10 protein-coding genes are annotated in these 11,725 nt (G+C 46.2%); 7 read left to right on the plus strand and 3 right to left on the minus strand.

Annotated elements, in window-relative coordinates:
* Window positions 1-188: 188 nt before the first annotated feature.
* The gene (locus tag RMO79_RS23360; protein ID WP_310485664.1) at window positions 189-821 is read right to left on the minus strand and encodes a hypothetical protein; all 633 of its coding nucleotides are present in this window, start codon (window positions 819-821) and stop codon (window positions 189-191) included.
* An 18-nt stretch (window positions 822-839) separates the two neighbouring features.
* Complete coding sequence (locus RMO79_RS23365; protein WP_310485665.1) at window positions 840-3,122, minus strand: PhoD-like phosphatase; 2,283 nt, start codon at window positions 3,120-3,122, stop codon at window positions 840-842.
* A gap of 297 nt (window positions 3,123-3,419) precedes the next feature.
* Here RMO79_RS23365 and RMO79_RS23370 point away from each other — a divergent pair, with 297 nt between their 5' ends.
* From RMO79_RS23370 to RMO79_RS23385, 4 genes are all read left to right on the plus strand, one after another.
* The gene (locus RMO79_RS23370) at window positions 3,420-3,695 is read left to right on the plus strand and encodes a WGxxGxxG family protein (RefSeq protein ID WP_310485666.1); all 276 of its coding nucleotides are present in this window, start codon (window positions 3,420-3,422) and stop codon (window positions 3,693-3,695) included.
* Window positions 3,696-3,873: 178 nt separating this feature from the next.
* A complete protein-coding gene (locus RMO79_RS23375; protein WP_310485667.1) occupies window positions 3,874-6,018 on the plus strand; it encodes a flotillin family protein in 2,145 nt (714 codons plus the stop codon).
* 184 nt (window positions 6,019-6,202) lie between these two features.
* Window positions 6,203-7,507 (plus strand): AAA family ATPase, encoded by a 1,305-nt coding sequence (locus RMO79_RS23380; RefSeq protein WP_310485668.1) that lies wholly within the window; start codon window positions 6,203-6,205, stop codon window positions 7,505-7,507.
* Entirely contained in the window at window positions 7,504-8,166 is a 663-nt protein-coding gene (locus RMO79_RS23385) for a retron system putative HNH endonuclease (RefSeq protein WP_310485669.1), read from the plus strand. The genes RMO79_RS23380 and RMO79_RS23385 overlap by 4 nt, the downstream gene beginning before the upstream one ends.
* A gap of 5 nt (window positions 8,167-8,171) precedes the next feature.
* Here RMO79_RS23385 and RMO79_RS23390 read toward each other — a convergent pair whose 3' ends face one another.
* Window positions 8,172-9,017 carry a hypothetical protein gene (locus RMO79_RS23390; RefSeq protein ID WP_310485670.1) on the minus strand — a complete coding sequence of 282 codons (846 nt, stop codon included), beginning with the start codon at window positions 9,015-9,017 and terminating at the stop codon, window positions 8,172-8,174.
* Between the two features lie 115 nt (window positions 9,018-9,132).
* Between RMO79_RS23390 and RMO79_RS23395 the strand changes: the two genes are divergently transcribed.
* The 3 genes from RMO79_RS23395 to RMO79_RS23405 all read left to right on the plus strand — a co-directional run.
* Entirely contained in the window at window positions 9,133-9,603 is a 471-nt protein-coding gene (locus tag RMO79_RS23395; protein WP_310485672.1) for a protein tyrosine phosphatase family protein, read from the plus strand.
* Window positions 9,604-9,627: 24 nt separating this feature from the next.
* Window positions 9,628-10,659 (plus strand): GTPase Era, encoded by a 1,032-nt coding sequence (gene era / locus RMO79_RS23400; protein WP_310485673.1) that lies wholly within the window; start codon window positions 9,628-9,630, stop codon window positions 10,657-10,659.
* Between the two features lie 315 nt (window positions 10,660-10,974).
* A partial coding sequence (locus RMO79_RS23405; RefSeq protein ID WP_310485674.1) for a segregation/condensation protein A occupies window positions 10,975-11,725 on the plus strand: 751 nt, incomplete at its 3' end.

Consider the following 11,725-nt stretch of genomic DNA (forward strand, 5'->3'; position numbering starts at 1 on the left):
CTGAGCCGACATAAATGTCGTCTAAAGGGTGAAAGAAACTTTGTTTGGGCACGCCCTAATTTCATGCTTCAACCCAATTTACAGATCCTTGCTCTGAGCCAGTTTCAGCTAAGTTCCTTAGAAGAGGCTTCGCCAACGGAGTATGAAAAAGATCGAGAAGAGAGCGGGGAGCGGGGAGTGTCTGGGATTTATTTGAATTCAGACCATTTTCGGATGATGCGACCGTCACGAACCACTGCAAGACCTCCTTTACCGAAATTACTGCCACCGCTATCCCATTCCCACAACTCATCGCCAGGTCGCATTCCTGCTGCGATTTCGCGTTCGCGTTCCATGATTCTTAACATCACTGATTCTGGAAATTTGTTACCAGGATCTGTCAAACCGCGCCGTTCGTAAAAGCCTATGTATGTGGTTTGGCACCGGAGGAGGCTGCACAATTCGGCGTTTTCATCAATCCAACGTTGAGCCGCCGCCCGACAGTCAAGGCAGATCCAGTTACTATCGGCACAGGGGAAGATAGTTTCCCTGGCTGTGGCATATTCAGGTGTATGGCGAATTTCAGGCAGAGGCTTGCGCTCGGCGGGAACCTGCAACGGGCAATCGTGGGTCTCGCAAATACCGAAAATCTCAACCAGATCCACAAAATCGATCGATTGAAACCCAGAAGAGGATATAAAAGCATCCCAGAGCTGTTCTTGCCAGTATAACAAACGCCCTTTGACGCGGGATGTTAGATTCATACAGCTCAGGAATTTACTGTAGCGTTCTGCCCCAGCAAAGGCTCGAAAATGAGATCTCAGATCGCGTGAGTCCATCATTAATCTAAAATAACACTATCATTTAATACCAGGATCGAATGGTGCGATAAAACGACTGTATACCAGTCGATTGGGGTGTTGGGGAAAGTACCAATACAAATCTTGAACGATCGATTCAGATTGGCATGTTACTACGGCTAAATTATTGATACCGACGATTTCGCGATTGTCTTGAAACCAACCAGATTTCCACCACATTAATGGTTGTAAAAAATTGTTGACTCGGACATTTTCAACAATCAGATCGGCACGATTTCCAGTTGTTAATTGCGCGCGCTGACGTTCGATCGATCTGAGGGTGCATTCCCAGTCGTGAGGCGATTGGAGCTGGGATCTAGGTTGCCGCGCTCTAAATGGTAACATTTGCGGTGGGCTATTCCAGCCGATCGAGTGGCGGATTTTGGCGGGGAATAACCAATCTTTGAGGCGAGTGTGCAGCAGTTTTGTCTTCATTTCCTCATTTCTGAACGCGCTGGCTGTCAGTTGCACCAGTACGGATGATAAATTTTTAGACATCTGACGATAAGATAATTGCGCCGCCGCACCGTAATGAATATCCCCAGATAATACGACAATCCGATCGCGATGAGTTAAGAGGATCGTTAATAGGCGCGCTAGAGCGGGGGTGTGAATATTCCAAGCATCGCCGACATCGGCGGCAAATATGCGTTCGTACCGTTGGGAATTGGCGGTATGGTATTTGAGCGACAGGTAATGAATTAAATCGATGACGGGTAGGCTAAATAGATTTGTCGGTGCGACGATGAATGTTTGTCTGGGTGCGTCGCTGGGATGTGGAGCTTGGAGCGGCTGAATTAATTGACGATCGAATGCTGTGGGCGATAATAGCATTGGTGGCTCGATAACCGCTCGATCGAGATGATAACCGCGCCAGGTGCGGGTGTCTAAGACAATGATTTGGTGACAGTTGCTCTCGATCGTATAATGCCAGCTTACCGCCTCCGGGTCGCGATCGAGGATCGAGACTTCCCCATCTTTGACAAATTTGGGCAATCCCGTCAGAGGTTCGATTTGAGACATTCCTAGCAGTCGCCCGATCTCTAGATTAGCGGCAAGATCTCGCCCGCCACTTGCCGAGCGAGTTTGTGCTGCGGCTAGCAGTTTCCCGCCCGCTGTATCCGGCTTAAATCGATCCGGCGTATTTCCCCAGGCTTGAAAAATTGTGTATGCTAGCAGGGCATTTTGCACCACCTGTATGCCTAAAGGTCGTCCCAGTACCCGCAGGCACCAAGCCTGATTCAGATTCCAATCGTCGCTGACTTCATGGTCGTCGAAAATTGTATAGAGGGGGATATTTGCCAGCGCGCGGCGAACGTCTGCTAATCCAGCAATGAACTGCTTGAGCTGTTGTACCTGTAAATCCCACTTTTTAGCAGCTTGACGATCTTTAATTAGCGATCTACCAGACGGAAATATTTGCGTCCAACATGCAGGCGACCATGTGAGTAAATAAGTTGCGGTATATTCACCAAAACTGAATAAATGATTGCTAACTTTCTGCGGTCGATGGCGCAATCCCCCAGTTAAACCTGCTTGCTGCGTCGCAATTTCGGCGCGATTGCCAAAGGTGCCTGGTGCTGGCGGATTGGCAATTGGCAATTTTTCAGTCCAGCCCAATAGTCGATCGCTGAGATTACTAACCGCCCACAATAAGGGATCGGTGATGTCATCGCCATAAATTTGGTCGCCTGTGAATAACAGTTGCTGGGGACGCTCGGATGGTCGATCTGCTGTTGTGGCGAGGAGCCGATCGAGAATTGTCAGGGCATCCAATCCAGCCCCGTGCGGTTTGCGGCAGGAACCATGTACGATCCGCAGATCTGCAAGCTGGTTGGGCGGGAGGACGAAGGTGGGATATCTATGTTCAAAATAGCTAATATTCAAATTCGGCATATTCACCATCGATACTATCTGGGGTGACGAGCGATCTGCCTCGACCCGATCTAGTTGCGAAAAAGTTAAATCGTACGCATAAATGCCATTCTCCAGGAGAGCGGGCTTTCCGCCAACGGCTGTTAATTCTGTGCCTTGCTGTGCCGTCGCTGTAACCGCGACGATATGTAAATGCGCGCCGAGGGCGATCGTCTCGCGACTACCCGCAAACAAACTCCTGCCGATCTGATGCCCGCTAGCTTGAGTATCAAAAATTTGCAAGGTAACGCGACAAGCCGCTTTAAGTGCAACCCAAACCGTCACCGATTCCGGTGTGGTGTGCCGCAACATCGGCCCAGCCAAGATGAGGGGTAATTCGGTTGGCAATTGCATCGGTAAATCGGACATTCAGAATTCACTATTCACTATCCACTATCCACTATCCACTATCTTGAAAAGGTCTCCCACATTTCCCACACTTTACACCTTTAGGACTACTTCCATTTTTTTAACATAGAACTTATGACAGAGTTCTTTTAAAACTAGCTCGGTTAAATTAGGAAGTAATTGAGTCAATAACTTACAGGCATTCTCGTTCCGTAATGCCAAAGGTAAGGATCCGCCAACGTGAAACGTCTGCCTGTGCCTAACGGCAGGCTATCGCCAACTACAAACAAACATCTTTAAAATCAGGAGTTCCAAACAATGCAACCATCCTCTACTCTCAAATTAATTAGTGCTGGCATTCTCGCTACAAGTATTGCCTTTATCCCCATGACTGTGCCTGCTTCGGCTCAAGTTGCGACCCCCCGCAATAGCACTCAAGGCACTACAACTACTACTTATGAAGACCGCAACGACGATCGGGGTCTGTGGGGACTTGCTGGTTTGACTGGCTTGTTTGGACTATTGGGACGACGTAAAGAGAGTCACAGCAACCGCGATGACGCACCAGCATATCGCGATCCCAGTATCCGTTAATTAATTCATTCACAGTCAGAGTAAATGTTATCCCAGGAAACTGTGTTATTTAAAGAGAGCGAGTGGATTTTTTCACTCGCTCTCTTTCGATCTAAAAATTGAAGAGAAGTTGACGAAATCTAGTAGGTTGCGATTGAAGTGCTACTGTAGAGATTAATTGCCTATTAGGGCGAAATATATGTACAGTTTCCGAAAAATTCTCGCACGCTCTGGTTCCGTACTTGGTTACACTGCTGCCATTGCCACGACAATTGCCTTAGCCGGATCTATCGATGCCGTCCATGCAGATCCTAGTAATAGCGAATCTAGCACGATCGCTCAACCCTCCAGACAAGATGCGCCCGTAATTAGTAAAGTAGTTTTAGGCGATCTGAGCGGTTTGATTATTCTCTTGGTTATCGGTGGTACGATCGTTGCCATTCCCCTGTTCTTCGGTGGTTTAGTTGTCATCGGCGAACGCGAAGTCGGCATCGTTGTTAAGAAATTTACCATATCGGGGAAAGGTTTATCGCCCGATCGGTTAATTGCCCTCAATGGCGAGGCGGGATTGCAAGCCGATACCCTTGCTCCGGGCTGGCATTGGGGCTATTGGCCGTGGCAATATGGAGTCAAGAAAGAACAGGTTGTCGTCGTCCCACAGGGGGAAATTGCCCTAATTGTCGCGGCGGATGGTAGTTCGATTCCCTCGGAACGAATTTTGGGGACGATCGTTAATTGTGATAACTTCCAAGATGCGCGTAAATTCCTCACTCAGGGGGGCGAGAAGGGGCGACAGTTAGGATTTTTGACTGCTGGTACCTATCGGATTAATACCGCCTTATTTAAGGTAATTATGGCGGCAAATGCCGACCAACACGAGATGTCTGCGGCTCAGTTGCGGGTATATCAAGTCAGCGCGGATAAAGTCGGCATCGTGACTACTCTAGACGGGATTCCGATTACGCCTGGGGAAATTGCGGGTGCGGTAATTGAAGGGCACAATAACTTTCAAAACGTGCAAAAATTCCTCAATGCGGGGGGAAGTAGGGGGTTACAAGAGCAAATTCTCCTATCTGGTTCGTGGAACCTCAATCCCTGGTTCGTGCAGGTGCAACAAATTCCGATGACGGAAATTCCGATCGGGTATGTGGGCGTGGTAATTTCTTATGTGGGGAAAGCGCAGGTAGATGTCAGTGGTGCGAGTTTTACTCATGGTAATTTAGTCAATCCCGGACATAAAGGGGTGTGGGTAGAACCGCTCTATCCCGGCAAACATCCGCTGAATATTCAAATTATGAAGGTGGAACTGGTACCGACGACAAATATCGTCTTAAACTGGTCGGCACGGACGGAACGCCACAGTTATGATGCTAAACTCGAATCGCTCAACGTTCGATCGCGGGATGGGTTCTCGTTCGCACTAGAAATTGCCCAAATCATCCACGTCGCCGCCAATAATGCCCCGAAAGTAATTTCCCGCGTCGGTTCGATGCAAAACTTAGTAGATCACGTACTCGAACCCACCATCGGTAACTATTTTCGCAACTCCGCCCAAAATTGTACCGTACTAGATTTTTTGACAGCTCGATCGGAACGCCAACTCGAAGCCGCTGAATATATCCGCAAAGCCCTCTATAATTACGATGTCAATGCGATCGATACCCTAATTGGTGATATTCAACCGCCCGCATCCCTGATGCAGACTCAAACCGATCGTAAAATTGCCCAAGAGCAAGAAAAAACCTACGAAGTGCAGAAAATGGCGCAAACCCAACGCCAGCAACTAGTTCGCGAAACCGCTCTAGCTGATATTCAGCAAGAAATGGTCAAATCCGAGCAAAGCGTCAAAATCGCCGAACTCCAAGCCAGTGCCCAAATTCAAAAAGCTACTGGGGAAGCCGAATCGATTAAACTCCGCGCCATTGGCGAAGCCGAAGGGATTCGCGCCACAGGTACGGCTAAAGCCGAAACCTATCAAGCTGGGGTTGCCGCACTAGGCGGACAAAGTTATACTGCCATGCAACTAATGCAAATTATCGGCGATCGACACGTCAGATTGATTCCCGATGTGATGGTAGGCGGTAATAATGGTGGTGGTAATGGTTTAGTCGATGGCTTGTTATCGATGATTCTCTGGAATCAAACCGGACACCAAGTAAATGGCGAACCAACAGCACCAGACTCGACAATTATCGACAATTTAATTCCCGCCGTGACGCTAGCACCGCCACCCGCGCCGACTCATAATGGCGATCGAGAAAGCGTCAAAGTTACCGATAATTTAAAGATAAAACTTGCCAACGGAGATACATCCGATCGTCCTCAATCGCCCCCAGTAAGCTAAATTCAGTCGTCGTTTTAGGTTGAGTTACCCCCCTTATAAACGGGGGCTTTCTTGCTCCCTCCCCTTTATAAGGGGAGGGCTGGGGTGGGGTAGAGGACTACGATCGCCAACAAATTTGTATGTAAACGGCAACACCGATTGATATTATTTGAGATCGACTCCAGCCCAGTTATCCTATCGAATCATGCATGTCAAAGAATTAAAAATCCATAATTTTCGCGGAATTAAAGATCTACATTTAGTGTTCAATATGGAACGCAATGTTGTTGTCTTGGTAGGTATTAATGGTGTCGGCAAATCTAGTATTCTTGACTGCATAAATTTTTTAGTAAAATACTATGCAATAATTCGCGAGGCATATTTGTTTGATGGCGAATCTATTGTTCATCGCCCTGCTAGACTTGCAAGACTAATTCCTGATTTCAATGAAATTCTCTCATTGTCAGACATACACAACGGAGAAAATTATACTGATAGCAATGTAGTGATTGACTGCGGCGATAATACTACTGAATGGAGATTAATTAAATTCAAGGATGATAACGATTACAGGTCATGGGAAGCAGTACATGATAAATTAAAAGAAAAAATTGTTCGTCAGCATAATTTAATATCGATCGGCAATTATTTTTACTATCTTTCAAATCGTCGAGTCATAGATTATGCAGAGCTAATATCAGAGCTTAACGATTTCCCTCCATCTGCATATTTACATGAAAAAATAGAAATAGATGAGGTCATCAATTTCAAAGATTTCTCTAAGTGGTTTAAAGAAACAGAAGATTTAGAAAATGAACAGAGGTTGTCAGATGATAATCAGTATCGTCATCCTCAACTTGAAGCCGTCCGTCAAACAGTTTATTCATTGCTGGGCAAAGGTTATACAAACTTGACGTTTAAACGAGCAATTGATAAGATGACTATTAAAAAATTAAATCGAGAAATAGCGATAGAGTTACTATCTGACGGTGAGAAAAATTTATTGGCAATGGTAAGTGATTTGTCAAGAAAACTAGCTGAAAACAATAAAAATCTGGAAAACCCGCTGGAAGCTTCAGCACTGGTATTAATTGATGAAATCGAATTACATCTACATCCCGCATGGCAACGGATGATTATTCCTCGCTTGACTGAGACATTCCCCAACTGTCAATTTATCGTTACTACCCACTCACCTCAAGTTTTGAGTCATGTCGATCCTGAATGTATTCACATCCTCGATTATGATGGCGACAATGTGGTCGTCAAACGCCCAGATAGTTCTTATGGATTAGATAGCAATCGTATTTTAGAAGATATATTAGGTGTCTCCAAACGTCCGCAAGAGGTTCAAGATCGGATGTCGGAACTGTTTAGAACGATTAATAATAACGATCTAGAAAGTGCTAAAGAGATAGTCAAAGAATTAGGTGACAAAATTGGCATAGCCGAGCCAGAACTAGTAAAAGCAGAAGCAACAATTAAACGGCGGAAGATTATCGGGCGGTGAAGTATATTCGTAAAACTACTGAGCCGGAAGTTTTGGCGAATTTCAAAGCACAGGCAAATGAAGATTGGCAACCAAATTATGAATTATTGAGAGGTGAAGATAAAAAACAATTTCATCAACACTTAATTACCGAGCAAGGGCATATTTGTTGTTATTGTGGCGAAAGAATCGTCCGAACCGATAGTCATATCGAACATTTTCAACCGCAGACAGAATATCCCCATTTAGAATTAGACTATTTTAATCTGTTAGCTTCTTGTCAGCAAAAAATTCAGCCAAAAGAACCCAGGCATTGTGGAATGGGTAAAGGTGATTGGTTCGACGATCGATTACTAGTATCGCCGCTGATAGCTGATTGTGGTGAATTCTTTGAATATACAGTTGACGGTCAGATTTTACCGACTCGCGAACCAGAAAAAGCCGAAAGAGCTACAGAAACGATCGAACGACTGAGTTTAAATATTCGTAAGTTGCAAGCTACTAGAGCGAGTGCGATCGAGGGTATTTACGGTGAGGAGTTAGAATTAATTTTATCTGAAGATGAGATCGATAAATTGATTCATTACTATAGTCAGACAGATAATGAAGGATATTATCAGCCTTATTGTCAGACAATTTTGTATATGTTAAACCAAGAAAAAATGGATCGCTTCAAATAAACGATCTAACTGACTTCCCCATTTAACTTCCCGACGGCTACGCCCCAGAAAAAATCTTTAATCGTTGCGGTGTCGGTATTGACGTGGATTTTTCGTCCCCAGGAATACATGTCGAATCGGACTCGACTGTGCTTGTTTTTCGTTATTTTAGTTGGGGGTTCGATCGAGATGTCTCCTAAAATTGTCACCCAATGATTGGGATAGATCCGGTGAAATCGGGAGGCTAGAAACGAGTTGCTACCGAGCAAACCTTGAGAATTAATCAATCCAAAGGCTACGCCGCCAGCTTTAATAATGTCGTCCGCTACTTGGAGCGCGCGAAATTCACCTGATAAAATCGTGGGATGAGATTTGGTTTGGGAATAGCCGAGGAGTTCTTTTACCCAGCCGTTAATTTCCCAGGGTTGAGTGATACCACTAAGTTCGCGGATTAGTCTGGGTGCTTTGGGGTGTACGGGTAGGATCGTCGCACAATCGCGGAGGGTAGCCAGCAGCATCCAATCGGCTTGCGCCATTCTGAGATTGCCATAGCTGCGACACAATCTACCAGCTACTTTGATGGTTTTGGTATAGCCTTCAAACCGCCCATGCTCGTATAAACTTTGACAAATATCGATATACCGAGCTGGTTGTTTGCGGATTAATTCAAATACTACCGCAGCAGGGCCGCAAAACGGCTGTTCTCCTTGCTGAATTTGGTAAGGATCGATAAGCCTGTCGCGAATATCTGCAACGATTTGGCGTTTGTCTAAATGAGTCCAAACTCCAGTTTGCGACGATCGGGCAAATTTGGCAAGCCGTTCTTCGAGGTTAGCATCGATGGATGCCGTCGTATTTAAGTCGCTTCGCATATAATTTGAGGTGGACGCGATCTCGGCGAGTAAGTACTCCTTCCTCATTTTACCCATATTAGCTGGCAATTCTCGATCGGTTGCGGGATGTTTTTAGTTATGGAGGATTATCGTGATGGGTACTCAGATTGAAAATATCGCTAATTTTCTCCAGATTTCCGCTCGATTGGCGACTGCGGGACAGCCGACGGTAGAGCAGTATCCGGCTATTGTTAATGCGGGTTATACGCTTGTCATCAATCTTGCCTTGAATGATTCGCCGAATGCACTGGCAAATGAAGCTACGATCGCGCGTGAGCTAGGATTAGAATATATTCAGATTCCGGTAGAGTGGGATGCGCCAACCCTGGCGGATTTTCAGGCATTCAGAACGGTAATGGACGCACATCCAGAGGATAAAATATTCGTCCATTGTGCTGCTAATAAACGGGTATCGGCGTTTGTGTATCTCTACCGCATTTGTCAGGGTGTAGACGAATCCATCGCGCGCCAAGATTTAACCAAAATTTGGACGCTAAACGAAATCTGGGTAAAGTTTATCGATCGAGTCCGATCGAGTATTAGCGATGACTGCGGTAAGATCTGAAAGAGAATCACCAGCGAGCAGCAAATGACCGATCGATCCCAACCCGTCACACCACCCGATACGTCTGTAGTCGAAGCCTATCTATCGGCTCAAAAAGCTAGTGAGGCTAAAGTACCGCAAGATTTAGGCTTAGGATTGATTCCGGCTGCACCAGAGGGATTTCGATCGGGTTTTGTGGGTATTATTGGTAGACCGAATGTGGGTAAGTCCACGCTAATGAACCAACTCATCGGTCAAAAAATCGCGATCGTCTCCCCGGTACCCCAGACCACTCGCAACCGCTTACAGGGCATCCTGACCACCGATACGGCGCAAATGATTTTTGTGGATACACCCGGCATTCACAAACCCCACCACAAACTCGGCGAAGTCTTAGTTAAAAATGCCCAAAGTGCGATCGGGGCGGTGGATGTCGTACTATTTGTAGTCGATGGGATGGAGATTGCTGGGGGTGGCGACAGGTTTATTGCCGAGTTGCTGATTAATGTCAAAACGCCAATTATTTTGGGTATCAACAAAATCGATTTGCGAACCGATCTCAGCCGCTCTCATTTGGATGCGATCGAAGGTAGCTATCTCGAACTCGCTCAAACTCATAATTGGCAAGTAGTGAACTTTTCCGCTGTCACCGAAACGGGTTTAGATCGACTGCAAGCTAGTTTGAGTGAAAATCTCGAAATCGGCCCATATTATTATCCCCCCGAATTAGTCACCGATCAGCCCGAACGGTTTATCATGGGCGAATTGATTCGCGAACAAATCATTCTGCTCACGCGTGAAGAATTGCCTCACTCTGTCGCCGTGACGATCGATCGCGTCCAAGAAGATGCCAAAATTACTCGCGTACTAGCCACCATCTATGTCGAACGCGATTCGCAAAAAGGGATTTTAATCGGTAAAGGCGGCCAAATGCTCAAGCAAATCGGTAGTAATGCCAGAGAGCAAATGCAAAAAATGATTGCTGGCAAGGTTTATCTGGAATTATTTGTCAAAGTTCAACCCAAATGGCGACAATCTGGCTTGCGATTGGCAGAACTCGGTTATCGGGTGGATTAAGGGGAGACTGGGGGACTGGGGGACTGGGAGAGGACGATTTAATTGAGGCAAGGTGCGATCGGGTAGTAATTACCGTAATTTTTAACTCATAAAATACTCAATTTAGCAACGTTAATTATGCTGAATTTGCTGTAAAGTTACCAATTAACGCGATTTAGGCTTTAGGTATTAGGTTTTAGGCTTTAGGTTCTAGGCTTTAGGTTTGTAGGTGTTAGAAATAATTGCAAACCCAATCCTTACTTCTTACTTCTTACTCCTTACTCCGGTCAGTGAGCGATAGCCGAACTGTACTTCTTACTCCCCCCACTTCCCAGAATGGTATCCACCCCCCATCGCCTATCCCCGCCTGTCGAGCCTCAAGTCGATCCTTATACCCTGGCACAGATGGGGATTGCGATGCTGATCGATCTCGCCCAGCGTGGTGAAATCGACCCGTGGGATGTCAAAGTCATCGACGCGATCGATCTACACCTAAGCAAGCTGCCCCTGCAAGCTGACGCATCCTTGGCGCACAAGCAAGCCAATCTGTCGCAATCTGGGCAAGCCTTTTTATGGGCGGCAATGTTGGTATTACTTAAAGCTCAGAGTTTAGAGCAGAGCCAAACGCAGGGAGAAGATTTCGACTTTATCGAAGAAGATCTCGATTTTGAACCGATCGCCACATCAGGATTACCGCGCAATTTAGAGCGACACATTCGCCGCCGTCTGACTTCGCCACCACCTCGGACGCGTCCGGTGACATTGCAAGATCTGATTCAACAATTGAGCCAAATTGCTGAAAAAATTGCCAAACCGACCGCCAGACATCGCCCACTGCGGGGTAAAATCATGTCGGTCAAACAAGCAACTCAAACGATCGTCGGACTGGCTCACGATGAAAATTTGACCGAAATGGCGGCACTAGTATCAGAATTTCTCGTCAATTATACTAGCGAAACCGAACTGTGGACGCTCGAAGAGCTGGTAGAGCTGTGGTCTAACAAATTCCCCCCTGCTCCAGGACAGACTTTTGGCGAGAACCACGATCGAGTCGGCGTTTTTTGGGCACTATTACTATTATCGGCTC

It is taken from the genome of Chamaesiphon sp. VAR_48_metabat_403, assembly GCF_031422475.1.
In the GTDB taxonomy this organism is placed as follows: domain Bacteria; phylum Cyanobacteriota; class Cyanobacteriia; order Cyanobacteriales; family Chamaesiphonaceae; genus Chamaesiphon.

Coding starts and splice junctions, on each gene's coding strand:
- RMO79_RS23360 (WP_310485664.1), bottom strand. CDS start 821: ATGATGGACTCACGCGATCTGAGATCTCATTTTCGAGCCTTTGCTGGG.
- RMO79_RS23365 (WP_310485665.1), bottom strand. CDS start 3,122: ATGTCCGATTTACCGATGCAATTGCCAACCGAATTACCCCTCATCTTG.
- RMO79_RS23370 (WP_310485666.1), top strand. CDS start 3,420: ATGCAACCATCCTCTACTCTCAAATTAATTAGTGCTGGCATTCTCGCT.
- RMO79_RS23375 (WP_310485667.1), top strand. CDS start 3,874: ATGTACAGTTTCCGAAAAATTCTCGCACGCTCTGGTTCCGTACTTGGT.
- RMO79_RS23380 (WP_310485668.1), top strand. CDS start 6,203: ATGCATGTCAAAGAATTAAAAATCCATAATTTTCGCGGAATTAAAGAT.
- RMO79_RS23390 (WP_310485670.1), bottom strand. CDS start 9,017: ATGCGAAGCGACTTAAATACGACGGCATCCATCGATGCTAACCTCGAA.
- RMO79_RS23395 (WP_310485672.1), top strand. CDS start 9,133: ATGGGTACTCAGATTGAAAATATCGCTAATTTTCTCCAGATTTCCGCT.
- era (WP_310485673.1), top strand. CDS start 9,628: ATGACCGATCGATCCCAACCCGTCACACCACCCGATACGTCTGTAGTC.